Raw genomic sequence first — 25,484 nt, 5'->3', positions numbered from 1 at the left:
ACCGTCAGAGCGTGTTACTAACAACGTTCGCATCTGACTGGAGTCCAATCCAACCGTGCCTTTGATGCCCCCATGAGGGATGGAAGCACATCAAGAACCAAAATGGTCCGTATCTCGGGGCGTGGCTTGGAATGTCAGCGTCGCGGCTCCGCTGTTGCCCGCCTATGTCGCGAGCTGACGCGAGCCAAAGTCGACTACGGTTGGCGGGCTTTGACGCTTTATTTTAAGACACCCGAAAACGGCTCATTCCTGATCCATGCCGAAGTCAAATGTCTCTGCGGGTGCTCCTTTCCGAACGGTGCCAAATTGATCGAGCGATAGCGTCAGCGCGATGGATGAAGAGTTCAGGTCCGCAAGTTCGAGCTTCAATTGCTTCCCGGAGTCTAGTTTCGCGATGAGATCAGAGTTAACCGGGGCGGCTGCAATACAGATGTTGGTCAGACACCAATTGAAGGGAATCTGAGTCGGGAGGCCTTGATCCACGCTGACTTTGACGCCCTTTTGCAGGTTCGCCCCTTGTGGAACGAAAAGTTGCATGCGAGCAGCGCCGTCCGCGCGCCGGATCAGATCGACTCTGGTCACGACCTGACCAAGATCGTCGGTGCCGGTCGATGTCGTACGGCAGATCGCAGTCCCATCACTGGAATTGAAACAGAGCTTTCTCCAAGCGGAGTACTGAATCGTTTGAGGTAGACTCACTCTGGGAGCTTTTGCTTGTAGCTCCGCACCGGAACGGGTACTGCCCATTTGTTGCTGCGCGCTGCTCGTTGCTGAATGCTTCTCAAGAAATTGGCTTACGAGCGGAGACCAGATGGGTACTGCGTCGGGGGAATCGATCATGAAATGGCCGTCGCCTCCGAATGCCGGCAGCACGTGATATTCGGCGTTTCCTCCCGCCGCTACGAAAGCGTCATGCATCCGCTTCGTCAGCTCTGGCCCGAAATAGGTGTCGTTCTCCGTGTATAACCATAGCATCGGTGCTCGCGCCGACCGGCCGAACTCGCTTGTAGTCGCGACGAGTTCGTCGGGAGCGCAGTTGTTGTTCGGTTTGCCATCTACTCTGCCTCCACGTCCCGCCGCAAAGGTAATGACGGCTTGAACTGACGATGGGTTCAAACTCGCAAGAGCAATCGATCCCCATCCTCCGCCGGACTGACCAACCACGACGACCTTGCCGGGCTGAATCGCCTTCTTCTTGCTCATGTAATCGATGACCCACTCATTCATGGTGGCGATGGCAAGTCCCGGGCCTTTGAAGTTCGGGTTGTTGCAGGTGCCGATGTGCGCAAAGACCGCTCCATAGAGCCCCTGATCTTTGTCATCCAGGCTGCTGGCTCCATATCTCACCGGTGATATCACAAAATAACCGCGACTCGCGAACCACCGCGCTGCCGCGCGGTATTCGATGGTCGGGAACATCGTCCGTTCCTGAAGGCCGAGCGCAATTCCGTGATTCATGATCACAAGAGGAAATGGGCCATCGCCGACCGGCCTTACTACGAAGGCAAGCATAGGAAGTGGGAAGGGGAGTGCCCAGATTTCCTCTTGGATTGTTGGCGCTGCTGCAACGTCTTCTGCGGCGGCCGGGGAATAAGAAGCCGGTAGAGATGCCAGCAAAGTCAGAGCAATCAGAAGGCGCTTCAGCATCTTCTTACTCCGTTCACAAGGATCAATTGCCGCAAAGAGCAGAAGGATCGTGTGCAGGAAATTTATCGGAATGTTCGTTCCATTGCTCAATTGGTCAATTCGAGGCTAAGTAGCTGCGCCGTGAGCCCTTTGACATAGATCAAGCCCGGCAGGGCGCGCGTGATCGGCGCACGATGGAGACGCCACGATGGTCAAACGAACAAGCTTCGCCGGTAAAGAAGCTCGAGCGGCGCGCGGAGAATGGACGGGTGCTGAGTGCCGTCGACACCACGCTCAAGGCGCGGCCGCGGCGGGGCCGGAGCGCAGGTTAGGGATGTCAGCTTTTCCCGGCGGAGCGGAAACGCTCCGGTTGTCGGAGGATACCCGGCTCCGGCCCGGAGCGGACATCGCCAAATCACCTTTGGTCTCCAAAGTGCCTGCTCGAGCCGGTAATATGCCTTCCTAAAACTTCGGAGCGGCCATGAGGCGGCGGGCTTTTCTCGGTGGCGTATGTGGTGCGGTGGCATGGCCGCTCGCTGCGGCGGCGCAGCAGAGCACCAACAAGAAACGTCTGGCCATCTTCGCCCCGTCCGAGCCGAGCGCGGACTGGCACGAGCATAGCGAAAACAAATATTCTCAAGCCGTTTTCGCCGAGCTTCGACGGTTGGGACAGATCGAGGGACAAACCCTCACGGTCGAAAGTTATGGTCGAGAGCAAAACACGTCCGGCCCCGATGCCCTGGCGACGCAAATCGTTCGGAGCAACCCGGATGTTGTACTTGTCGGTGGCCCTGGCGCACTCATCTTCAAAAAATTGACATCGCGGATTCCGATCGTAACGATAACTGCCGACCCCGTTAGTCAGGGGGTTGCCGAAAGTCTGGCTCACCCTGGCGGCAATATCACGGGAGTCAGCATTGACGCCGGTCCATCGATTCATGGAAAACGGATAGCACTGTTGCGCGAGATGTTTCCGGCGATATCGAAACTCGGCCTTCTCGCTCTTCGCATTCAATACAACGGGCTCTCGACGGATTCCCCAATCCCCGCGGCAGCCGAGGCGGCGGGTCTCCCTATCGCAGTGTCCTTACTGGAGGTTGGTGCCAAAGAAAAAGACTGGCGGGCGGCGGTCGAGAGGCTCTCCCGAGACGGCGCAAATGCGGTCATGGTGGTCGATTCGCCTGAGACCTTTCAAAACAGCACTTTGATCGCCAAGTTGCTTGCTGACGCGAATCTTCCGGCGATTTTCGGAGTAGCTGAATCCGTCGAGGCCGGGGGCTTGATGGCCTATTCCTTCGACCTGATCGAATTGTATACGCGCGCGGCCAACGACATCGGCGCAATTCTTCGCGGAGCAAAGCCTGGCGACATTCCGTTCTACCAGGCGACCAAATTCGATCTGTCCATCAACCTGAAGACGGCCAAGCAACTGGGCCTTTCGGTACCTCCTGCACTCGCCGCGAGCGCCGACAAGGTCATTGAGTGAACAGGCAACGGTCTGGTTATGGGCCAATCAGAGAAGTGGCTCCGCGCCTCGTCGGGGTTCGGACACGGGGGCATAACGACTAGATTGGTCACACTGCGTTCTTCGCATTTTTTCGCCCCAAAGCCGAAGTCCTCCCAAGCACGCCGCGTGGTCAGCACCCGTAGGGCGGGCAAAGCGAAGCGTGCCCACCAATTCTGTCGACGCAAGAGGGGCGGAAGTGGTGGGCACACTTCCGCCTTCGCTCTTCGATCGAAGGCGGAAGCTTCGCCCACCCTACAGCAGCTGGTGCCGCGGCGGAGCCGCAGCGCAGGTTGGCGGATGTCAGCTTTTCCCGGCGGAGCGGAAATGCTCCGCTCGTCAGAGCATGCCCGCGCTAACCCATGAGGGACAATCGCGAAGTGGCCCCCTTTTCCCGAGCCTCCTTGACAAGCCATCAACCTCGTAACCCACCGATGCAATTGAGTTGGAGCGTGCTCCAAGGTATTCGGACAAGCTCAGTGTGTTGGATCAACGAGTTGCGCCAATGACACAGGCCCCCAGGAATCTCCCGCTTCGCTGCCGGTGCGGCCACTTGCGCGGGACCGCAAACAGCGTTGCGCCAAAGTCCGGCTTCCGTTTCGTCTGCTACTGCCACGACTGCCAAGCATTTGCGCGCTTTCTCGAGCGGCCGGACGTGCTCGATGAAGCGGGCGGAACGGATATCTTTCATATGCCAGCGGGCCGGGTGAAGCTTACCGCAGGCACGGACAGCTTGCGCTGCCTCCACTTCTCCAGCCGCGTCTTCCGCTGGTACACTGATTGTTGCCAAACACCGATCGCCAACACTGCTGGCCCGCGATTTCCGGTTGTCGGCCTCATTCATTCTTTCATGAACCATGATGCTGATGCTCCCGCCCGAAACGAGATGCTTGGCGCGCCACTTTGCCGAGTTTTCGAGCACTCTGCCGTCGGGCCGCTCCCGCCAAACGCGCCTCCGCCACGTTCGCTAAGCCTCATCGCCCTTCGCCTACCGACTCTTCTCGCCTGGTGGTTGCGCGGGCTCGGTCGGCCGAACCCGTTCTTTGACGAGCATACGAACGCTCCACTCTCCGTGCCGCGTATATTTGCGCCAAGTGAACGGGCCATTTTCGCCAACGACCCAATGCACCGTCCCCCGGGACATTGATTGCTACATTCGCGCGACGATCTTCATGCCGCCGGGCGGGACACGATGTCTGCCTGTGGCCTTCAGAGAAGTGGCTCCGCGCCTCATCGAGGTCCGAATAGGGGGCAGAGCGGACTAGATTTGGTCGCACTGCGTTCTTCGCATTTTGCCCTAAAGCCGAAGTCCTTCGCAGGGTGGGCAAAGCGAAGCGTGCCCACCAATTCTGTCGACGCAAGGGAGGCGGAAGCTTTGCCCACCCTGCAGCAGCTGCAACCGCGGCCGCGGCGGAACCGGAGCGCAGGCTAGCGGATGTCAGCTTTTTTTCGGCAGAGCGGGAACGCTTCGCTCGCTGGGGCATGCCCGGCCCTGATCCAAAAGAGACCTCGCTTCGCTCCAGATAAGGTGCGAAGTTCAAGTCAAACATCGCTAACAACCTCTCCGGCTTGGAGAATGATGAATCAACGACTTTTCCGGAATTGAGGAGAGGGCCGCAATGATTGACCACACCGGCATTGGAGTGGCGGACGTCGCGCGTTCGGCCACCTTCTACGATGCGGCATTGGGAGCGCTAGGTATGCGCCGAGTGATGCAGATACCCGATGATAGGGGGACTGATGGCGTCGGCTACGGTTTCGAGTATCCTGTCTACTGGATTGACCGATTTCACCAACACTCGGTCAAACAGCACACCGCCTTTGCGGCCAAAAGCAGAGCCGAAGTCGATGCGTTCCACACAGCCGCCCTCAAGGCAGGTGGCGTCGAAAATGGAGCGCCCGGTCTGCGGAGTCCGAATTACTATGCTGCCTTTGTGCTCGATCCAGATGGCAACAACATTGAGGCGGTCTTCCGCGGCGCTCTTGCCAAATAAAATTCATCAACGTCCGTTTCTGTGCGATGTCACCGGCGATACGGACCTCGATGACTTCATCGAAGTGACTTTCACGGTATCCCCGCAGCTTCGAAGGCTTCCCTTTCACGATCCGACGTCGCTTTCGGCAGCAGCAACTGGGATAGGTCGCGGCGAATAGTGCCGACATCGAGTCGGGAACGGGTCAATGTCCCCTGTTGGCCCATCGCGATAGCTAGCGCAGTGCGGCGAGATGTCTGGAGTTGAGGTGCACCGGAAGCGACTGGTCCAAGCGGTCTCACGAGGATGCCGGCGAGCCCACGCCGAACCTACTCTCGTCTGGGTCATCGGTTTGCCGGCGTCTCCCCAGATCAGTGTTTTGTCGGACGCCGCCGTCCTTCCACTAGCGTGATAAGACCAGCAGCCACCACGGCAATAACGACGACAGTGGCAAGCGCCTCGATCGAGGCCAAGGTCTCGTAACATTTGTTCCAAAGCTCAACCATGCGCTGGCCTCCATCGAGAGCGCATACGATCGATAAAATCCCCTGTCAAAACGACGTGTCTTTGCGACAAAAACAATGTCACCTATCGTCACGCGGGTTTTGACCGCGCGGCCACATGACCTATATTCCATGGATATGCAGGCCGCTGTCTCGGGCGCCACGGTGACAGTGCCGTAGTTCGCAGTCTGACCGGGAGGACACAATGGGATGGTTTGACCGGCTGTTTGGAAGAACCTCGGGGCCTACTAGCCAGCTCTTTGGCAGATTCAGACGAAAATCACGGGCACCGACTGATCCCGATCTTCTGAAGATTGCCAAAGACCGAAAAGGGCATATTTCACGGAGAGCTGTGAGAGATGAGTATAATCGGCTGGTCTTGGAGAAGTACGCGCACGATAAGGCATAATCTCTAATGCCACCTGGTGGTGCCACTACGTGGCACCCAAAATTTTTATATGTCCGCCTCAGTGGGCAGTCTTTTTCTTGCGTCGCTTGTTGGCCCATGAGCGACGTGGCGGCACATCTCGTTGAGGTCCTCTCAGCGAAGCGGACCAGATTTGCTCATGTTACCCCTGGCCCGGACCCCAAAGCATGCATTTGTCCCTGGAGTTTTATGCTACGCTCGGGCGGTCGGAGGATGGCGCCATCTTCGCCGACACGTGAAGTCCCGTTCAACTTCCTCGACGACTTGGGTGGGAAAAATGCATCACGTTCACGAGCGGCTCCTCGAAAGCAGGATGACCGAGGTCGAGCAGGCCCGGTCTTGGAGCCCGCGGGTCATCTCCAAATTCGAAGGCTTGATCCGGGGTGGCGACGACCTCTCGCTTTATCGCGTCAATCCGCTTTCCTTTGCGCGTGACCGCGCCGTCAGCGAAGCAGAGAGCATCGACCTGTTTCTCCATGCAACGCGGAGCGGTCTGTTCGACATGAGCTGGGACGTCGTCTGCCCCCAGTCCGGCATGGTGCTCGACAGTTTCGGCGCCTTGCGAACCCTGAAAACCCACTACGTCTGCGGCCTGTGCGATGTCACCGGCGATACGGACCTCGACGACTTCATCGAAGTGACTTTTACGGTATCCCCGCAGCTTCGAAGGCTTCCGTTCCACGATCTGGCGTCGCTTTCGGTCGAAGATTTCCACTGGAAGGCTCGCTTTCTTGCCGACGGGCGCTTGCCGGGTCAGCCGATCCGCTTTCTCGACGTTCTGCGCGGTCTCGTTCGCGGCATGTCGTTCCTGCCTCCGGGCTCCGCCACGTCGCTCATGGTCGAGCTCGGTCCCGGCGCACTCGCCGGGGTCAATGTGCAGACGCAGGCCAGCTTCGCAGTGAGTGTGGCCGGCGAGCCCGCATCGGCTCCGGCGCGCTTGCCAATCAAGTATGATGGACACCGTTTTTCTCCGCTCACATCCGCCGTGCCGCCCGGACCGGTGGTGGTTGAGGTGGAGAATAGCTCCGACACACGCGGCTCCTTGCTCCTGATCAACTGGCCGCCGGAGATCCTGGCGCAGACGGTCAAGCCGGCGCTCGACTTCGATCCCTATTTGTCGGGCGGCATGCTGCTCGCCCGACAAACTTTCCGACGGTTGTTCCGATCGGAGCGCGTCGATGAAAAGGAAGGCCTTGGCATCCGGCAGGTGACCTTGCTGTTCACGGACCTCAAGGGATCGACCGCCATGTACGAGCGGCTTGGCGACCTCAATGCCTATGCGCTGGTACGCGAGCACTTTGCCCTGCTGGGCTCAACCGTGCAGGAGCATTCTGGCGCCATCGTCAAAACGATCGGCGACGCCGTGATGGCCGTGTTCTCCCGCCCGGCCGATGCCGTCTCGGCTGCGCTGCATATTCTGGCAGACATCGAGCGCTACAATGCCGAGCACGGCGATCCCAGCATCATCCTGAAGATAGGAGCCCATTGCGGCCCCTCGATCGCGGTCACGGTGAACGAGAACCTCGACTATTTCGGGCAGACCGTGAATGTTGCGGCGCGTGTCCAAGCACTGGCCGATGCCGGAGAAATTTGCCTTTCGGAAGCGCTCTATTCGGCACCAGGGGTAAGTCAGCTCCTCGCCGGCCGCAACGTCGTCGCGTTCGACGCACCGCTTCGGGGAGTCGAGGGAGCCGCCTGCGTCTATCGCGTGACGGACATGTAGACCGCAGCCGCCCTGCTCAGTCGTTGCGAGCGCAGCAATTGCAATCCGAGCCTTCCGCGCAATTCGCCAAGCGCGAACTTTGGCTACTGCGATGCACGCGCTGAATAGCCACCGCGCTGCGCGTTGCTGCTTGATCTAAGTCAAGATCGGGCGGCGGCTAAGCGAAAATGCTCGGTGTGATAATATGAAAAGAGGAACGATGTCCGGCGAGAGCAACCAGTCACTCCGTATCGCCGTTCTCGGAGCCGGTGCAATGGGATCGTTGTTCGGGGGCAGTCTCTTCGAGGGCGGAGCAAATGTTACCCTAATCGACCTCGACGTCGCTCATGTCGAATCGATCCGCAAGAACGGCCTCAACCTCAAGACGGACGCAGGCGAACGCCGCATTCACGTCCCGGTTCTATTTCCCTCGGAGGTGAGTGGGGTCTACGACCTCGTGATCGTCTTCACGAAGGCGATGCACACGAGACAGGCACTAACCGCCATACGTAGCGCGATCGGCCCAAACACGGCGTTATTGAGCCTGCAAAACGGACTCGATAACAAGCTTGTTCTCACGGAGTTCGCCGATCCCAAAAATGTGCTGATCGGCATTACAACTTACCCCGCCGATCTCAAGGGGCCGGGCCGCGTCGAATCTCATGGTCACGGCGTTGCCCGGCTTGCGGCGGCAGGCGAACCAGCCTCGCCGACACTGGACCTCCTACCCGACCTGTTCGCGCGCAGCGGGCTCGATGCAGTAGTCGATCCACATGCCGAAGCGGCGATTTGGGAAAAAGTGGCGTTCAACGCCGCATTGAACGGCCTTTGCGCAATCACCGGCTCAGCGGTGGGGCAAATCGGCGCTCACCCGGAAACGCGGGCGTTGGCTTTTCAGATTGTCTCGGAGGTCTGTACCACGGCGATCGCCTGCGGCTTTGCGGTTGAGCAGCAGCACGTGGAGGTGATGTTGGCCGATGCACTGGCACACCACATCCATCATAAGCCTTCCATGCTTCAAGATGTGATTGCAGGTAGACCCACCGAGATCGAGGCGATATGTGGCGCGGTGGTCCGCCGCGCAGACGAGCGGGGCGTAGCAGCCCCAATTACTCGTACGATCCTGGCGCTCGTACGGCATATCGACTGGCGTGCAGCCACTGCGCGAAGATCGGCCGACCAACTCAGGCGTGATCCTACAGAAGTCTAGATTATTAGCGCAGCGCCGAATTCCTCGATTCGGCTCCTCACGACAGCTTGCGCTTGCTGCGCAGGCGGAGGTGCTCGTCGGCCTCTAACTGGGTCATGCCGAGGAGATAATGCAACACGTCGAGCTTGTGGCGCTCGGCGACCTGCCGCAGATGAACCACCTGTTCGGCGATGAACGCGACAGCCTCATCCGCCCCGCCCTCACCCGGTTCCTCACTCCGCGAATGCTTTCTTCCGGCCGAGGCGGCCTGCGTCCGCTTCCTTGCTGGTTTTGTCACCAGACCCCATCCGAATCCTTGCTCGCCTCCAACTCTACGCCGCCCCGCCTCACAACTCAAAGGCGGTATTTTACAACTTATCCGATATGAAACTTTGCTCATTTTCGGCCTCTTCTACATCGCTCGATTTGACAGGGACGGCCTCACCACCCATGTTCGGGTCGAAACGGCCGACCCGAGTCCCTTCGAATTTGGCCTAAATTTCTCCCGTAAGTTACTGGAACTACATGAATATCGTCATTGTGGAGTCGCCGGCGAAAGCCAAGACGATCAACAAGTATCTGGGCTCGTCCTACGAGGTTCTGGCCTCATTCGGCCATGTCCGGGACTTGCCGGCGAAGAACGGATCGGTCGATCCGGACGAAAATTTCAAGATGATCTGGGAGGTCGACCCCAAGGCGGCCGGCCGGCTCAATGACATTGCCAAGTCCCTGAAAGGCGCCGACCGCCTGATCCTGGCCACCGACCCCGATCGCGAGGGCGAGGCGATCTCCTGGCACGTGCTGGAGGTGCTGAAGGAAAAGCGCGCGCTGAAGGACCAGAAGATCGAGCGCGTGGTGTTCAACGCCATCACCAAGCAGGCGGTCTCGGAAGCGATGAAGAATCCCCGCCAGATCGACGGCGCGCTGGTCGACGCCTATATGGCGCGCCGCGCGCTGGACTATCTGGTCGGCTTCACCCTCTCGCCCGTGCTGTGGCGAAAGCTGCCGGGCGCCCGCTCGGCCGGCCGCGTGCAGTCGGTGGCGCTGCGCCTCGTCTGCGACCGCGAGCTCGAAATCGAGAAATTCGTCGCGCGTGAATACTGGTCGCTGATCGCGACCCTGCTGACGCCGCGCGGCGACGCCTTCGAGGCCCGTCTCGTCGGCGCCGACGGCAAGAAGATCCAGCGGCTCGACATTGGCACCGGCGCGGAAGCGGAAGAGTTCAAGAAGGCGCTGGAACTGGCCACCTACGCGGTGACTGCGGTCGACGCCAAGCCGGCCCGGCGCAATCCGCAGGCGCCCTTCACGACCTCCACCCTCCAGCAGGAAGCCAGCCGCAAATACGGCTTTGCGCCGGCGCATACGATGCGGATCGCGCAGCGGCTCTACGAGGGCATCGACATCGGCGGCGAGACCACCGGACTCATTACTTATATGCGTACCGACGGCGTGCAGATCGCCGGCGAAGCGATCACCCAGGCGCGCAAGGTGATCGGCGAGGACTACGGCAACGCCTACGTGCCGGACAGCCCCCGCCAGTACCAGACCAAGGCCAAGAACGCGCAGGAAGCGCACGAAGCCATCCGCCCGACCGACCTCTCCCGCCGGCCCGCCAGCATGGCCCGCAGGCTCGATGCCGATCAGGCAAAACTCTACGAGCTGATCTGGAAGCGCACCATCGCGAGCCAGATGGAGGCGGCCGAGCTCGAGCGCACCACCGTCGACATCACGGCAAAGGCAGGCTCCCGCACGCTGGAGCTGCGCGCCACCGGCCAGGTCATCAAGTTCGACGGCTTTCTGGCGCTCTACCAGGAGGGCCGCGACGACGAGGAGGACGAGGACTCCCGCCGCCTGCCCGCGATGAGCGAAGGCGAAGCCGTGAAACGGCAGTCGCTGTCCGTCACCCAGCATTTCACCGAGCCGCCGCCGCGCTTCTCCGAAGCCTCGCTCGTCAAGCGCATGGAAGAACTCGGCATCGGCCGGCCCTCGACCTATGCCTCGATCCTCCAGGTCCTGAAGGACCGCGGCTACGTGAAGCTCGAGAAGAAGCGCCTGCATGGCGAGGACAAGGGCCGCGTCGTGGTCGCGTTCCTGGAGAGCTTCTTCAGCCGCTACGTCGAATACGATTTCACCGCTGATCTGGAAGAACAGCTCGATCGTATCTCCAACAACGAGATCTCCTGGCAACAGGTGCTGAAGGATTTCTGGCGCGACTTCATCGGCGCCGTCGACGAGATCAAGGATCTGCGCGTCGCGCAGGTGCTCGACGTGCTCGACGAGATGCTCGGGCCGCACATCTATCCGCCCCGCGCCGATGGCGGCGACGTCAGGCAGTGCCCGAGCTGCGGCAGCGGCCGGCTCAACCTGAAGGCCGGCAAGTTCGGCGCCTTCGTCGGCTGCTCGAACTATCCGGAATGCCGTTACACCCGCCAGCTCGCCGCGGACGGTGAAGCCAGCGCCGACCGCTCGCTCGGCCAGGATCCCGACACCGCTTTCGAGGTCTGGGTGAAGGCCGGCCGTTTTGGGCCCTACATCCAGCTCGGTGAGCAGAAGGACTATGAGGAAGGCGAGAAGCCGAAGCGCGCCGGCATCCCGAAGGGCACCTCGCCCGGCGATGTCGATCTCGAGCTTGCGCTAAAACTGCTGTCGCTGCCGCGCGAGATCGGCAAGCATCCGGAGACCGGTCAGCCGATCACCGCAGGTCTCGGCCGCTTCGGACCGTTCGTGAAGCACGAGAAGACCTACGCCAGCCTGGAGGCCGGCGACGAGGTATTCGACATTGGCCTCAACCGCGCGGTGACGCTGATCGCGGAGAAGGTCGCGAAGGGCCCGAGCCGCCGCTTCGGCGCCGATCCCGGCAAGGCAATTGGCGATCATCCGACACTCGGCACCGTCACCGTAAAGAGCGGTCGCTACGGCGCGTATGTCACGGCAGGTGGCGTCAACGCGACGATCCCTGCCGAATTCGAGAAGGACGCGATCACCCTGCCCCAGGCGATCGCGCTAATCGACGAGCGCGCGGCCAAGGGCGGTGGAAAGGCTGGCGGCAAGGCCAAAGCAAAGAAGGCGAAGGCGACCAAGACCACGGCAAAGACCGCCGAGGGCGAGGACGCGCCCAAGCCGGCAAAGAAACCGGCCGCGAAAAAAACCGCGGCCAAAACCAAATCTGAATCAACCAGCAAGGCACGCGCAGCCGTGTCGTCGACCGCCAAGACGTCGCCGACAAAGGGACCTGCCGCAGCCAAGGCACCGGCCAAGAAGAGTGCCGGCAAGAATTAGAGGTTAAGTGAAACGTAAGAATGACCATGGCTTTCCCGATCGGAACGCCATCGTCGCCTTCATCAAGGCAAATCCAGGAAAGGTCGGTACTCGCGAAATAGCACGCGAGTTCGGCCTGAAAAACGCCGATCGCGTCGAGCTCAAGCGCATGCTGCGCGAACTCGCCGACGACGGAATCATCAAAAAAAAGCGCCACAAGGTTTCGGAGCCGGACAGCCTGCCGCCGACGCTGCTCGCCGACATCACGGGCCGCGACAGCGATGGCGAGTTGATCGCCTCCCCCGCCGAATGGGACGAGGTCGAGAGCGGCGAACCGCCAAAGATCCTCATCGAGATGCCGCGCCGGCCGAAGCCGGGCACGGCGGCCGGCGTCGGCGACCGCGCTTTGCTTCGCATCGAGCGCTCCGACGAGACCGAAGGCCCCGCTTGGCGCGGCCGCATCATCAAGGTCATCGACAAGGCCAAGAGCCGCATCCTCGGCGTCTTCCGCAGCCTGCCTGAAGGCGGCGGGCGGCTCGTGCCGGTCGACAAGAAGTTCGCTGACCGCGAGCTCAACATTGCCAAGACCGAGACGCAGGGAGCAGAGGACGGCGACCTCGTCAGCGTCGACATCGTGCGCTCGCGTGGCTTTGGCCTTGCATCAGGCCGGGTCAAGGAGAAGCTCGGCTCGGTCAAGTCCGAGAAGGCGATCAGCCTGATCGCGATCTACGCCCACGACATCCCCCTGCAATTCTCCCCCACCGCGGAGCGCGAGGCAGAAGCGGCGGAGCCGGCGAACCTGAAGGGACGCGAGGACTGGCGCGACGTCCCGCTCGTCACCATCGATCCGCCCGACGCCAAGGATCATGACGACGCGGTGCATGCGCAAGCGGACGATGATCCCAACAACAGGGGCGGCTTCATCGTCAACGTCGCGATTGCGGATGTGAGCTTCTACGTCCGCCCGGGCACTGCGCTCGACCGCGACGCGATCGACCGCGGCAACTCCGTCTATTTCCCCGATCGCGTCGTGCCGATGCTGCCGGAGCGGATCTCCAACAATCTGTGCTCGCTGGTACCGGGCGAGCCGCGCGGCGCGCTTGCGGTGCGGATGGTGATCGGTCCCGACGGCCGCAAGCGCTCGCACTCGTTCCATCGCATCCTGATGCGCTCCGCGGCGAAGCTGCACTATGCGCAGGCGCAGGCCGCGATCGACGGCCGGCCGGACGACACCACCGGTCCCCTGCTCGATCCGATCCTCAAGCCGCTCTATGCCGCCTATGCCTGCGTCAAGCGCGCCCGCGACGAGCGCGATCCGCTCAATCTCGATCTGCCCGAGCGCAAGATCCTGTTGAAGAGCGACGGTACGGTCGATCGCGTCGTCGTGCCTGATAGGTTGGACGCGCACCGGCTGATCGAGGAGTTCATGATCCTCGCCAATGTCGCGGCGGCCGAGATGCTGGAGAAGAAGTCGCTGCCGCTGATCTATCGCGTGCACGACGAGCCGACGCTGGAAAAGGTCCACGCGCTCCAGGAGTTTCTGGAGACGCTCGACGTTCCCTTTGCCAAGAGCGGCCCGCTGCGCCCGACCCTGTTCAACCGCGTGCTGGCCCAGCTCGAGGGTCACGACTACTACCCGCTGGTGAGCGAGGTGGTGTTGCGCGCACAGGCGCAGGCGGAATATTCGGCGGAGAATTACGGCCACTTCGGCCTCAACCTCCGCCGCTACGCGCATTTCACCTCGCCGATCCGCCGTTACGCCGACCTCGTGGTGCATCGCGCGCTGGTTCGCGCGCTGGGCCTTGGCGAAGGCGCGCTGCCCGACAGCGAGACGCCGGAAACCTTAAGCGAAGTCGCCGCGCATATTTCGGTCACCGAACGGCGCGCGATGAAGGCCGAGCGCGAGACCGTCGACCGCCTGATTGCGCATCATCTTGCCGATCGCATCGGCGCGACGTTCCAGGGCCGTGTGTCCGGCGTCACCCGCGCCGGCCTGTTCGTCAAGCTCGACGACACCGGCGCCGACGGGCTGATCCCGATCCGATCCCTCGGCACGGAATATTTCAACTATGACGAGAGCCGCCACGCCCTCGTCGGCTCGCGCAGCGGTGCCATGCACCAGCTGGGTGATGTCGTCGACGTCCGTCTGATAGAAGCTGCTCCCATTGCCGGTGCGCTGCGCTTCGAGCTGCTATCGGCCGGCGAGAGCGCGCCGCGCAGCCGCAGGGATTTTCGCACATCGCGCAAATCGGCAAAGGCGCGCCCAGGACGCAGTCCCGAGAAGAAGCACAAGCCGGAGAAGCAGAGGAAGTCCGGCAAGGGGAAGAAGGGCAAGGGCGCGAAAGGCAAGGGAAAGAACAAGGCATGGAAGCGATGAGCACCGCGCCGAAGATCTGGACGCGTGAGACCGGCCTCGTCGAGAAGCGCGACGTCTGGGATGCGATGAAGCGCGGCTTCCGCGGCCGCTGCCCGCGTTGCGGCCAGGGCAAGCTGTTCCGCGCGTTCCTGAAAACCGCCGACAACTGCTCGGCCTGCGGGCTCGACTTCACGCCGCATCGCGCCGACGACCTGCCCGCCTATCTCGTGATCGTCATCGTCGGCCACATCGTGGTGCCGACCATCCTCTGGATCGAGACCAACTACACCACGCCGGCCTGGATCAGCTTTGCCGCCTATCTGCCCTTCACCTTCGTCGCCTCGCTCGCGCTGCTGCAACCCGTGAAGGGCGCCGTGGTCGGCCTGCAATGGGCCCTGCGCATGCACGGCTTTGACGAGAACCCGCCGGATGGTATTCCGCCGGTCTAATCACAATAAGCAAAACACGTTCGGTGAGGAAATGACGGATACGGCGCAGGCGGAAAAAGAGAAGGTTCACGACGAGAAGGAGCCCGATCACCATCCTTATTTTCGGCCGAAGGATGCTGCCACCCTGATCCTCGTGGATCGCAGCGGATCCATTCCAAAAGTGCTGGTCGGCAAGCGCCACGACAAGGTGGTGTTCATGCCCGGCAAGTTCGTGTTCCCCGGCGGCCGCGTCGACAAGGCCGACTATCGCGTGCCCTGCGCGGCGCCGATCACGCCGGAGCTTCAGGCTAATCTGTTCAAGGGCAGCCCGAAGACGGAGGCCTCGCGTGCAAAATCGCTGGCGATCGCGGCGATCCGCGAGGCCTGCGAGGAAACCGGTCTCTGCCTTGGGCGTCAGCACGACGGCAAGGCGCCAAAGCTTGACGGCCCCTGGAAGCCGTTTGCGGATGCGGGACTGTTGCCTGATCCCTCCGGCCTGTTCCTGATCGCGCGCGCGATCACGCCGCCCGGCCGCGTCAAGCGTTTCGACACGCGCTTCCTCACCGCGGATGCCTCCGCAATCACCCATCGCGTCGAGGGCGTGGTGCATGCCGATGCCGAACTGGTCGAGCTGGTCTGGGTCGAGCTCGGCTCACAGCCGCTCGCGGACCTGCATCCGATGACGCGGAACGTGCTCAACGAGCTGGACAGACGGCTCGCCACCGGCCCGCTTCGTCACGACGCGCCGGTGCCGTTCTTCCATTTCTACGGCGGCAAGATGCAGAAGGATATTTTGGGCTGACCTGAGACGGATCACTCGTCCGCGTCAGGCTCCGTGCCGACATAGTCGCGTGCCGGAATCTTGATCTTGCGACCGAGCTCATTCGCAAAGTCGGTCGCGTCTTCGCGCCTGGTGAAGCTCGACAGCGTGATGGGCGTGGTACCCTTGTCGCCGCAGAGGTTGACGTCGTACGTCGTCAGCTCCGCATCGCCGTCATCGGTGATGCTGATGAAATGATAGTCCGCCAGGTTGCGCCGGCTGCGGATATTCAGCAGACCGAACTGTCTGGTGATGACAACCCGGCGCTGCGTGTCGTTCAGAACGATGAAATAGCGGAACGTCAGCAGGATGAGGCCGGGAATGCCGACCGCAAGGCCGAGCCCAGCGAAAACCAGCACAGGCACCCAGTCATCGGCCAGCCGTCCGAAGCCGGACAGGTCCTGTCGCAGCCCAAGGGCGACGTTCCAAAGCAGGTATGCGCTCGCCGCCAGCAGCGGCAGCGACAGCAGCCGGCCGATCCAGGGCATCGGCCGATCGATGCGAATTGTGCCGTCCAATATGGTTGCGTCGGCGATGGGCATTGGCTCTCGTCTCGCGGAAACAAGACTTTGTCGGCCGGGACGGCTGACAGGTTCGAGAGGAGTCCCCTCCTCCCTGTCATTCCGGGCTCGCCGCTATGCGGCGCCCCGGAATGACAAACGTGCTGAATTGCGAGCGAAAAACAAAAAATTGTTCTGCGCATGGCCGATGGCGCAACTCCGCGCCGCACCTATGTCATGTCGAACGACACCCAGCACGGACACGGGGCGATGGCACAACGGCAACTCAAGCTCGGGGCGTTCATGCGCCCGATCTCCATCCACACTGGCGCCTGGCGCTATCCCGGCGCCTGGCCCGACGCCAATTTCAACTTCGGGCACATCAAGCAGCTGATCAGGAAACTCGAGGCAGGCAAGTTCGATGCCTTCTTCATGGCCGATCACCTCGCCGTGCTGAACATGCCGATCAATGCGCTCAAGCGCAGCCACACCGTGACGTCATTCGAGCCATTCACGCTTTTGTCAGCACTCTCCGCCGTGACCGAGCGCATCGGCCTGATCGCGACGGGCTCGACCACCTTTGACGAGCCCTATCACGTCGCGCGTCGCTTTGCTTCGCTCGACCATCTCAGCGGAGGTCGCGCGGGCTGGAATATCGTCACCACCTCGAATCCGGACGCGGCGCTGAATTTCGGTCTGGACGACCACATGGAGCATGCCGAACGCTACAAGCGCGCGCGCGAATTCTATGATGTCGTGACGGGCCTCTGGGATTCCTTCGCCGACGACGCCTTCCTGCGCGATGTCGAACAGGGCCTGTTCTTCGATCCCGCCAAGATGCACGTGCTCGACCACCAGGGCAAATATCTGAAGGTACGTGGGCCCCTGAACATCGCCCGCCCGGTCCAGGGCTGGCCAGTGATCGTGCAGGCCGGCGCGTCCGAGGACGGCAAGCAGCTCGCGGCGGAAACGGCAGAGGCCGTGTTCACAGGCGGCGGCAGCCTTGCCGACGGGCAGAAACTCTATGCCGACATCAAGGGCCGCATGGAGAAGATCGGCCGCGATCCAGAGCATCTCAAGATCCTGCCCGGCGCCTTCGTCGTGGTCGGCGATAGCGTCGATGAAGCCAAGGAGAAGCGCGCGCTGCTCGACAGCCGCGTGCACTACGACAGCGCCATCGCCTCGCTCTCGGTGATCCTGGGCACCGATGCGAGCGGCTTCGACCCCGACGGGCCGCTGCCGCCTATCCCCGAGACCAACGCCAGCAAGAGCGGCCGGCAGCGGATGGTCGATCTGGCGGCGCGCGACAAGCTGACGGTGCGCCAGCTCGCGCACCGCGTCGGCGGCTATGGCGGGCTCGCCTTCGTCGGCACGGCGAAAACCATCGCCGATCAGATGGAGGAATGGCTCCTCAGTCGCGGCTCCGACGGATTCAACATCATGTTCCCGTTCGTCCCTGCGGGCCTCGACGACTTCGTCGACAAGGTCGTCCCGGAACTGCAACGGCGCGGGATTTTCCGGAAAGAGTATGAAGGGCCCACTTTGAGGGAGAATCTGGGCCTGCCGCGGCCGAAAAACCGATTCTTCGAGGGTTAATCGGGCCGATTTGAGCGAGTTTCTGGCCGCAAAACCTTGACTTTGGGCGGTTTGTGGCTAGGTTGCCGGCCAACGCGGGCCGTTTGGCCGGCTCCTCAATCCCCTATTTTCAGAGGTCCTGAACATGGCCAAAGCGGTCACCATCAAGGTCAAGCTCGTGTCCTCGGCTGACACCGGCTTCTACTACGTCGCCAAGAAGAATTCGCGCACCATGACCGAAAAGCTGGTCAAGAAGAAGTACGACCCGGTCGCGCGCAAGCACGTCGAATTCAAGGAAGCCAAGATCAAGTAAGATCGGTTAGGCGCGTAGAGTTTGCGGGGCCCTCTGGGCCCCGTTTTTATTTGCGGCCGTTTTTATTTGCGGCTGTTGGTCCAGCCGTATTGTTTGCAGTCCTTTCACTCATAGGCTGGCGCAAGCTCAATAAGGGGATTTGGAACGCAGATTAGAAAACACATCGCGACGTTGTGCACGCTCCCATTTCTTGCGAGCTTGGCACTGCCGGGGTGGCGCTCGTTTGTCACTACGGGTTTCGCCGATCTCACCATCGCGGCATTGGCGGGTGTGACGACTGACGGCGGTTCGCGTCGATCGTCACGATAAGTGAGGCGGCGATGCCGTGCACGAGTCCCTGCTACTCGTTGACTGCGTCCTTCAATGATTTGGCTGCAAAAAACAGCGGCCTATTGAAAGCCCTGACCTTGATCACAGCACCAGTTGCAGGATTGCGGATCTCGGTGCCCTCACGCTTTTCAATCGCGAATTTTCCAAGCCCCGGAACCGAAACGGCTTCGCCTTTCGCGAGTCTGCTCTCGATGAACGTTACCAAAGCCTCGACTGCCACTTCTGCCTTGTCCGACTCGATGCCGGATTGCCGGGCTACCCAATCAATCAGTTCCCCCTGCATTGGATCTTGCACCTTGGCTATCATCGTACCGAGTCTATGCTCCACAAAAGCATAGGTCTTTGACGCCGCCGTCCGGATCGAGGTTCAAGCAATGGTGCCAATTTCATCGGCCCTTGCGCGCCACTTCTCACCGAAGAACCCGCGAGCACACGCCCCCCTAGGCGGTCCGCAATACCGGCGGCGCCGTCGGCCGAAGCAAGGCGAACGCGATCTGGACGATGCCGGCGGCAAGCCCGACCGCGACGCCAATACGCCAGGCCATGTTGTACGAGCCGAGCGCGTCATAGATCAGTCCGCCGCCATAGGCGCCGACGAAGCTGCCGATCTGGTGGCTCATGAAGGCGAGCCCCTGGATCATTGCCTGCCATTGCAGGCCGAACATCTCGGCCACTGCGCCCGCAACGAGCGGCCCGACGCCGAGCCACAAGAATCCCATCAGCGCACCGAACACCAGCGTCGAAGCCTCGGTCGGCGGCAGCATGAAGTACCAGGCGAGCACTAGCGAGCGCGCGACGTAGATTCCGCCCAAGAGTGCGAGCTTGTTCCAGCGCTGGCCGGCCCAGCCGAAGAACAGAGAGCCCAGCACGTTGAAGCCGCCGATCACGCCGAGCGTCTTCGCGCTCAGCATCGGATCCATGCCGCAGATCTGCAAATAGGACGGCAGGTGTGTGGTGATGAAGACGAGTTGCATGCCGCAGACGAAATAAGCAGCCGTCATGACCGAGAAGGATGCGTTGCCGAAGGCCGTGGCAGTCGCAGTCGCGGCCGACACGTTGCCGAGCCCGCTCGTCTTCGGCAGCGGAATGCGATCGATGCGCCCAGCGAACCAGGCCGCCGGCAGCATCAGAAGCGAGAGCAGCACGAAACCGGCGAGCCCGATCCGCCAGCCGTAGCCCTCGCTGAGCACCTGTCCGATCGGCGCCGACAACAGCGCGCCGAGCGAGCCCGTGGCCGAGACCATGCCGAGCACCGTCGAACGCACGGTCTCGGGTGCTGCCCGCGCGGCCACCGACATCGCCATCGCCGCCGCCGTGCAGGCGAGCGAGGTGCCGATCAGCACCCCTGCCCCCAGCATCACGAAAATCATGCCCTGCGCACTCGCCATCAGCGCAAGGCCCACAATGTAAATGAGCGCACCAGCCATCATGATCGCGCGAAAGCCGTGGCGCACGGTGAGCGCGCCGGCGAGCGGCTGCAGGAAGCCCCAGGCGAGGTTTTGCACGGCGATTGCAAGGGTAAAGTCGGAAATGGAGATGCCGACGTCGTGGGTCAGCGGCTGCATGAAGATGCCGAGCGATTGCCGCAGGCCCATGCTGAGAGTGAGCATCAGCGAGGCGCCGATCAGGATCGGAAGCGTTGGGCGGAGCACCTGCAGCAGCGGCATGGTCGTTCTCCCTTTTCTTGTCACGGCCGCAGGATTCCTCCCGAAGCCGCGGCCTGCGACCGCGTCCGGCTTGATTACACAGGTCTGTGTAATTAGGATTGGAAGATGGAATGGCTGTCAAGCGCCGAGTAAACAGATCTGTGTAATGGCTGCTACCACAAAAACGGATATGAAGGAGCGGATCCTCGAGACCGCCGATAGGCTGTTTTATCTTCAGGGCATCCGCGCCATCGGCGTCGATACGATCGCGGCCGAGATCGGCATCTCCAAGCGCACGCTCTATAACCACTTCCAGTCCAAGGACGCGCTGATCGCCGCCTATCTCGAGCGACGTTTCGTTCACGCCCGTCCATCGGATAAGCCGCCGGCCGAGCAGATCCTCGCCACCTTCGATTCGCTGGAGCGCCGCTTCGCCGCCAAGGATTTTCGCGGCTGCCCGTTCGTGAATGCGGTGGCAGAGCTCGGGCCTGCGGATCGCGCGGTGAAGAAGATCGCAAAGGCGTTCAAGGAAAGCCGGCGGCTCTGGTTTCGCGATCGGCTGAATGAGCTTGGCGTCGCTCAGGCCGAGGCACTCGCGACACAGCTCGTGCTCCTGGTCGATGGCTCGATCGCACAGGATCTCGTGCGCGATGATCCGGCGATGGCGCGGGCGGCGAAGGAAGCCGCGAAGGTGCTGCTGCGGAATGCGGGGGTGGATGTGGGGGATGCGGCGGCGCCGGCAGCGAAGCGAGCCAAGTGCTCGCCAAATTCATCTCCGTCGTCCCGGACAAGCGAAGCGCAGAACCGGGACCTATAACCCCAGGAAGTCGTTTGGCGAAGACTCGCGGTTGGCTGTGTGCGCCACTCTCTCTAGGGTTATGGGTCCCGGCCTTCGCCGGGACGACACCGAAATTGTTGCACGGCCGTCGTGCAGGACATCGCCCGCGTCACGCCGCCTGCGACACCACGCGGTTGCGGCCGTCGTGCTTGGCGCGATAGAGCGCGGTATCCGCGCGCTTGAGCACGTCGGCGACGGACTCGCCCTTCTGCTCCAGCGTAGTCAAGCCGATCGAGATCGTGACCTCGATGCGCTTGCTGCCCTTGTGGACGGAGAACGGCTCGCCCGCGATCGAGCGGCGCAGGCGCTCGGCGACCATTCCGGCGACGTGCAAATCGGTTTCCGGCATCACGATCACGAATTCCTCGCCGCCATAGCGACAGGCGAGATCAATGCCGCGGATCGATTTGCGCACGCGCACCGCGAACTCGCGCAAGACGTCGTCGCCGGCATCATGGCCGTAATTGTCGTTGATCGACTTGAAATAGTCGATGTCCAGAATCATCAGCGCCAGCGGCTTGCCGCGCGTCGAGGCCTGCTCGGCAAGCGTTGCCAGATGGCTCTCCATGTAGCGGCGATTGTGCAGGCCGGTGAGCGCGTCGGTGATCGCCATCTCGATCGAGTTCTGCACATTGTCGCGCAGATGATCCGTGTAGCGGCGGCGGCGGATCTGCGTACGGGCGCGGGCGAGCAGCTCGTTCTTGTCGACGGGGCGGAGCAGATAGTCGTTGACGCCGATTTCGAGCCCGCGGAGCAGCCGCGTGCCGCTGTCGGCGTCGGCAATGGCGAGGATCGGCACGTGGCGGGTGCGCTCCAGCGAGCGCGCCTGGCTGCATAGCCGAAGCCCGTCGAAATTGTTGAGGTCGAGCGAGACGATCAAGAGGTCGTAATTGCCCTCGGCGGCGTGGAACAGCGCCTCCGTCGGGTTGGACTCGACGTCGACGGTGTGCTCGGAGGCAAGCAGGTTCGCCAGCCGTTCATAGGAGGATTGGCGGTCGTCGACCAGGAGGATACGGCCGCCCTTGCCGGTATCGGCCACCGCGCTGCGCTCGGGCGCCTGCACGCCGATCTCGAGCGAGGTGATGGCGCGCATGCGCAGCTCATCCGTCATCATCTTCAGCCGCGTCAGCGAGCGCACGCGCGCGATCAGCACGACGTCGGAGACGGGTTTTGTGAGAAAATCGTCGGCGCCGGCTTCCAGCCCGCGCACGCGATCGGCGGGGCTGTCGAGCGCGGTCACCATCACGACGGGGATGTGATGCGTTACCGGATCGGTCTTCAGCCGGCGGCAAACCTCGAACCCGTCAATGTCGGGCATCATGACGTCGAGCAGGATGATGTCGCACTCGGCTCTTCGGCAGATCGCCAGCGCCTCGGCGCCGTTCGCGGCCGTCATCACGTCGAAATATTCGGCGGAGAGGCGGGCTTCCAACAGTTTGACGTTGGCAGGGACGTCGTCGACGACGAGGATACGCGCGGACACCAGAATTACTCCCTACCCGATAAAACGCCGGACCGTCTCAATGAACTTGCCGACCGAGATCGGCTTGGAAAGATACGCCTCGCAGCCGCCCTCGCGTATGCGCTCTTCGTCACCCTTCATCGCGAATGCGGTCACCGCGACGACGGGAATGTTGCGCAATTCCGGATCGTCCTTGATCCAGCGCGTCACCTCCAGCCCCGACACCTGCGGCAGCTGGATATCCATCAGCACGAGATCGGGACGCATCTTGCGAACGAGATCGAGCGCCTCGTAGCCGTTGCTGGTGCCCGACGTTTGATAGCCGTGCGCCTCCAACAGGTCGCGGAAGAGCTTCATGTTGAGCTCGTTGTCTTCCACGATCAGGACGGTCTTAGCCATCCCGTTCCTCCCCATTGTCAGGAGACCTGTTCGACATGTAACGCCTCAGGCGCCTTCCGCCGGCGCTTCGAAAACTGGATTCAAACTAGCGTCAGATTCGCTCTAGTTTCGTTAAACCCGAGGGCCAACTTTCCGCGATTTGGTTTCCAGTTGCTTGTCTGGGCTCACCAGACTCGGGCATGATGATTCCAAATTAGAGCCCGAAAGTTAACGGAAAGGCAAATCGTCCGCTTGAAAAAGCCTGTTCAAAACCCCCGCGAAGTGGCTGAAATCGTTGCGATTCAGGCATTATCCTTCGTCGCCGGCGACCCCGAGCGGTTGGGCCTGTTTCTGGCCGAGACAGGCATTGGCCCGGAGACGCTGCGGAACGCCGCCTCCGACCCGAATTTCCTGATCAGCGTGCTCGATTTCGTGCTGCGCGATGACGCAACCGTGAAGGCCTTTGCCAGCGCCTCGGAGCTGCATCCGACCAACATTGCCGCCGCCCGGCAGGTTCTGGGCGACCCGCATTGGGAGCGCGACGTGCCGTGAGCGCGCCCGAGGCGGCCGGGCCCCGCTGCTTTTGCCGGGATTGCCTGGCCGACCAGGGCATTTCAACGCGGCGCTGTTCCGCCTGCGGCTCCCCGCGCCTCGTCCGCCACCGCGCGCTCGCCGCGCTGACGATCGCCCATATCGACTGCGACGCGTTCTACGCGACGGTCGAGAAGCGCGACAATCCCGACATCGCCGACAAGCCAGTGATCATCGGCGGGGGAAAACGCGGCGTGGTGTCGGCCGCCTGCTACATCGCGCGCACCTTCGGCGTGCGCTCGGCGATGCCGATGTTCAAGGCGCTGGAGGCCTGCCCGCATGCAATCGTGATCCGCCCCGACATGGCGAAATACGTCCGCGTCGGCCGCGAGGTGCGCCACGCCATGCAGGCGCTGACGCCGCTGGTCGAGCCGCTCTCGATCGACGAGGCCTTTCTCGATCTTTCCGGCACAGAGCGCGTTCACGGCATGATCCCGGCAAAGGTGCTGGCGCGCTTCGTCCGCGACGTCGAGCGCGACATCGGCATCACCGTGTCGGTCGGGCTGTCTTGCAACAAGTTTTTGGCCAAGATCGCCTCCGACCTCGACAAGCCGCGCGGCTTTGCGCCCCTCGACCAGGAGGAAGCGCACCTGATGCTGGCTTCGAGGCCGGTCGGATTCATTTTCGGCGTGGGGCCGGCGACGCAGGAGCGGCTGGTGCAGCGCGGCTTCCGCATCATCGCCGACCTGCAGAAGGCGGACGAGATCGAGCTGATGCGACAGTTTCCGAGCGATGGCCGCAGGCTCTGGCGGCTCGCTCGCGGCATCGACGATCGCCGCGTCGAGCCGGACCGCGGCGCCAAGACGATTTCCAGCGAAACCACGTTCGAGAGCGACATCCGCGACTTCGCCACGCTGGAGAAGATCTTGTGGCGGCTCTGCGAGAAAACCTCGTCACGGCTCAAGAGCAGCGAGCTTGCGGGCTCCACGATCACGCTGAAGCTGAAGACCGCCGACTTCCGCCAGCGTACCCGCTCGCAGTCGATCAACGCGCCGACGCAGCTCGCCGCAAAAATCTTTTCGATCTGCCGCGAGATGCTGGCCAAGGAGATCGACGGCACCGCCTTCCGCCTGATGGGCGCCGGCGTCAGCGCCCTGCGCACGGGCTCGGCCGCCGACGACACCGACATGCTCGACCGCCGCGCCGCCCACGCCGAACGGGCGGTAGACAGTTTGCGGAAGAAGTTCGGCAGCGCCGCCGTGATCCGCGGCATCGCATATGACGGACCGGAGAAGACGGAGCGGGAGTGAGCAGCGCGCCTGTTGCTGTGGTTATGGCCGATCGCCACGTGCCTCGGTGTCGTCCCGGCGAAAGCCAGGACCCATTTCCACCGGCCGTGGTTTGGCGAAGATTCGTTGTCGACAGCTCGGCGCCGCAACTTTTCCCTGGGGTAATGGGTCCTGGCTTTCGCCAGGACGACGTCGAAATAGCAACCCCTCAATCCGCGACTGCCACCGCCTCGATCTCGATCAGCCATTCCGGCGCCGCGAGCGCGGTGACGCCGACGAGCGTGCTGGCCGGCGGCTCCATGCCTTCGAAGAAGGCGGAGCGGGCCTTGCCGATGATGGGGCGCAGCTCCGGCTTGTAGCCGACCACGAAGGTGGTGATCTTCACGATGTTGGCGTAGCTCGCACCCGCAGCCTTCAGTGCAAGGCCAAGGTTCTGCATCACCTGCGTCGTCTGCGCGGCAAGATTGCCTTCGCCGACGATCCTGCCCTCCTCGTCAGTCGATACCTGCCCCGAGATGTAGATGGTGCGCGCGCCGGAGGCCGTGACGACGTGGGAATAGGCCGGATTGTGGTGCAGGCCGCTCGGGCGGAGATGATCGATCTTCGGCATGTGTGCCTCCCTGACGTTTGTGGTTGGGAGGGAGCGTAGCGGGGGACAGTGCTCAAAGCCAGACCGTCATTGCGAACACTGCAAAGCGACGAAGTGCCGGACCCTCGGCCTGAGGAGCGCGCTCTTCGCGCGCGTCTCGAAGGGCGAGGCCACCAGCGGAGCCTTCATCCTTCGAGACGCGCGTTCCGCGCTCCTCAGGATGAGGAATCAAGGTTGGACGATCTCG

The 25,484-nt window shown here is 62.2% G+C and carries 22 protein-coding genes and 1 pseudogene; 15 read left to right on the top strand and 8 right to left on the bottom strand.

What is annotated here, in order from left to right; all coding sequences use genetic code 11:
• Positions 1-243: 243 nt before the first annotated feature.
• Positions 244-1,647, bottom strand: coding sequence for an invasion associated locus B family protein (locus SO156_RS04330; RefSeq protein WP_498533960.1), 1,404 nt, complete (start codon positions 1,645-1,647; stop codon positions 244-246).
• A 460-nt stretch (positions 1,648-2,107) separates the two neighbouring features.
• On the opposite strand from SO156_RS04330, the gene SO156_RS04325 reads away from it, so the two are divergent.
• From SO156_RS04325 to SO156_RS04300, 6 genes and pseudogenes are all read left to right on the top strand, one after another.
• Positions 2,108-3,112 (top strand): ABC transporter substrate-binding protein, encoded by a 1,005-nt coding sequence (locus SO156_RS04325; protein ID WP_498533959.1) that lies wholly within the window; start codon positions 2,108-2,110, stop codon positions 3,110-3,112.
• Positions 3,113-3,635: 523 nt separating this feature from the next.
• Positions 3,636-4,277, top strand: coding sequence for a DUF6151 family protein (locus SO156_RS04320; protein WP_498533958.1), 642 nt, complete (start codon positions 3,636-3,638; stop codon positions 4,275-4,277).
• Between the two features lie 472 nt (positions 4,278-4,749).
• Positions 4,750-5,124 (top strand): VOC family protein, encoded by a 375-nt coding sequence (locus SO156_RS04315; RefSeq protein ID WP_458143089.1) that lies wholly within the window; start codon positions 4,750-4,752, stop codon positions 5,122-5,124.
• Positions 5,125-5,137: 13 nt separating this feature from the next.
• Positions 5,138-5,251, top strand: a pseudogene (locus tag SO156_RS04310) (DUF5939 domain-containing protein); the annotation flags it as partial.
• A gap of 1,059 nt (positions 5,252-6,310) precedes the next feature.
• Positions 6,311-7,756 carry an adenylate/guanylate cyclase domain-containing protein gene (locus SO156_RS04305; RefSeq protein ID WP_498533957.1) on the top strand — a complete coding sequence of 482 codons (1,446 nt, stop codon included), beginning with the start codon at positions 6,311-6,313 and terminating at the stop codon, positions 7,754-7,756.
• Between the two features lie 199 nt (positions 7,757-7,955).
• Entirely contained in the window at positions 7,956-8,945 is a 990-nt protein-coding gene (locus SO156_RS04300) for a ketopantoate reductase family protein (protein ID WP_498533956.1), read from the top strand.
• 37 nt (positions 8,946-8,982) lie between these two features.
• Here SO156_RS04300 and SO156_RS04295 read toward each other — a convergent pair whose 3' ends face one another.
• Positions 8,983-9,222: a hypothetical protein gene (locus SO156_RS04295; protein WP_498533955.1), complete on the bottom strand. Its 240-nt coding sequence runs from the start codon at positions 9,220-9,222 to the stop codon at positions 8,983-8,985.
• Between the two features lie 227 nt (positions 9,223-9,449).
• On the opposite strand from SO156_RS04295, the gene topA reads away from it, so the two are divergent.
• From topA to SO156_RS04275, 4 genes are read left to right on the top strand one after another with little or no spacing between them, the layout of a single operon-like run.
• Entirely contained in the window at positions 9,450-12,203 is a 2,754-nt protein-coding gene (topA, locus tag SO156_RS04290) for a type I DNA topoisomerase (protein WP_498533954.1), read from the top strand.
• A 7-nt stretch (positions 12,204-12,210) separates the two neighbouring features.
• On the top strand, positions 12,211-14,559 hold the full coding sequence (rnr, locus tag SO156_RS04285; protein ID WP_498533953.1) for a ribonuclease R: 2,349 nt from the start codon (positions 12,211-12,213) through the stop codon (positions 14,557-14,559).
• Positions 14,547-14,987: a DUF983 domain-containing protein gene (locus SO156_RS04280; protein ID WP_458143081.1), complete on the top strand. Its 441-nt coding sequence runs from the start codon at positions 14,547-14,549 to the stop codon at positions 14,985-14,987. The genes rnr and SO156_RS04280 overlap by 13 nt, the downstream gene beginning before the upstream one ends.
• A 31-nt stretch (positions 14,988-15,018) precedes the next feature.
• Positions 15,019-15,768 carry an NUDIX hydrolase gene (locus SO156_RS04275; protein WP_498533952.1) on the top strand — a complete coding sequence of 250 codons (750 nt, stop codon included), beginning with the start codon at positions 15,019-15,021 and terminating at the stop codon, positions 15,766-15,768.
• A gap of 11 nt (positions 15,769-15,779) precedes the next feature.
• Here the strand turns inward: SO156_RS04275 and SO156_RS04270 are convergent, their stop codons facing one another.
• The gene (locus tag SO156_RS04270) at positions 15,780-16,328 is read right to left on the bottom strand and encodes a hypothetical protein (RefSeq protein ID WP_498533951.1); all 549 of its coding nucleotides are present in this window, start codon (positions 16,326-16,328) and stop codon (positions 15,780-15,782) included.
• Positions 16,329-16,556: 228 nt separating this feature from the next.
• Between SO156_RS04270 and SO156_RS04265 the strand changes: the two genes are divergently transcribed.
• Positions 16,557-17,882 carry an LLM class flavin-dependent oxidoreductase gene (locus tag SO156_RS04265; protein WP_498534050.1) on the top strand — a complete coding sequence of 442 codons (1,326 nt, stop codon included), beginning with the start codon at positions 16,557-16,559 and terminating at the stop codon, positions 17,880-17,882.
• 124 nt (positions 17,883-18,006) lie between these two features.
• The gene (rpmG, locus tag SO156_RS04260) at positions 18,007-18,174 is read left to right on the top strand and encodes a 50S ribosomal protein L33 (RefSeq protein WP_027522986.1); all 168 of its coding nucleotides are present in this window, start codon (positions 18,007-18,009) and stop codon (positions 18,172-18,174) included.
• A gap of 340 nt (positions 18,175-18,514) precedes the next feature.
• Here the strand turns inward: rpmG and SO156_RS04255 are convergent, their stop codons facing one another.
• Both SO156_RS04255 and SO156_RS04250 read right to left on the bottom strand, forming a co-directional pair.
• A complete protein-coding gene (locus tag SO156_RS04255) occupies positions 18,515-18,811 on the bottom strand; it encodes an HU family DNA-binding protein (RefSeq protein WP_498533950.1) in 297 nt (98 codons plus the stop codon).
• A gap of 133 nt (positions 18,812-18,944) precedes the next feature.
• A complete protein-coding gene (locus tag SO156_RS04250) occupies positions 18,945-20,171 on the bottom strand; it encodes an MFS transporter (protein ID WP_498533949.1) in 1,227 nt (408 codons plus the stop codon).
• Between the two features lie 169 nt (positions 20,172-20,340).
• Here SO156_RS04250 and SO156_RS04245 point away from each other — a divergent pair, with 169 nt between their 5' ends.
• The gene (locus SO156_RS04245) at positions 20,341-20,967 is read left to right on the top strand and encodes a TetR/AcrR family transcriptional regulator (RefSeq protein WP_498533948.1); all 627 of its coding nucleotides are present in this window, start codon (positions 20,341-20,343) and stop codon (positions 20,965-20,967) included.
• Positions 20,968-21,097: 130 nt separating this feature from the next.
• Here the strand turns inward: SO156_RS04245 and SO156_RS04240 are convergent, their stop codons facing one another.
• Together SO156_RS04240 and SO156_RS04235 are read right to left on the bottom strand one after the other, a co-directional pair.
• Positions 21,098-22,471, bottom strand: coding sequence for a PleD family two-component system response regulator (locus SO156_RS04240; protein WP_498533947.1), 1,374 nt, complete (start codon positions 22,469-22,471; stop codon positions 21,098-21,100).
• 12 nt (positions 22,472-22,483) lie between these two features.
• Positions 22,484-22,849 carry a response regulator gene (locus tag SO156_RS04235; RefSeq protein WP_027523000.1) on the bottom strand — a complete coding sequence of 122 codons (366 nt, stop codon included), beginning with the start codon at positions 22,847-22,849 and terminating at the stop codon, positions 22,484-22,486.
• Between the two features lie 231 nt (positions 22,850-23,080).
• Between SO156_RS04235 and SO156_RS04230 the strand changes: the two genes are divergently transcribed.
• Together SO156_RS04230 and SO156_RS04225 are read left to right on the top strand one after the other, a co-directional pair.
• Positions 23,081-23,380 carry a DUF3572 domain-containing protein gene (locus tag SO156_RS04230; protein ID WP_254095767.1) on the top strand — a complete coding sequence of 100 codons (300 nt, stop codon included), beginning with the start codon at positions 23,081-23,083 and terminating at the stop codon, positions 23,378-23,380.
• A complete protein-coding gene (locus SO156_RS04225; RefSeq protein ID WP_498533946.1) occupies positions 23,377-24,669 on the top strand; it encodes a DNA polymerase IV in 1,293 nt (430 codons plus the stop codon). Before SO156_RS04230 ends, SO156_RS04225 begins: the two co-directional genes overlap by 4 nt.
• A gap of 187 nt (positions 24,670-24,856) precedes the next feature.
• On the opposite strand, the gene SO156_RS04220 is transcribed toward SO156_RS04225, so the two are convergent.
• Entirely contained in the window at positions 24,857-25,258 is a 402-nt protein-coding gene (locus SO156_RS04220; protein WP_498533945.1) for a RidA family protein, read from the bottom strand.
• Positions 25,259-25,484 lie beyond the last annotated feature (226 nt).

The organism is Bradyrhizobium sp. UFLA05-125 (assembly GCF_059803515.1).
The sequence above is the reverse complement of the archived record's forward strand: the minus strand, read 5'-3'. Positions and strand labels throughout refer to the sequence as shown.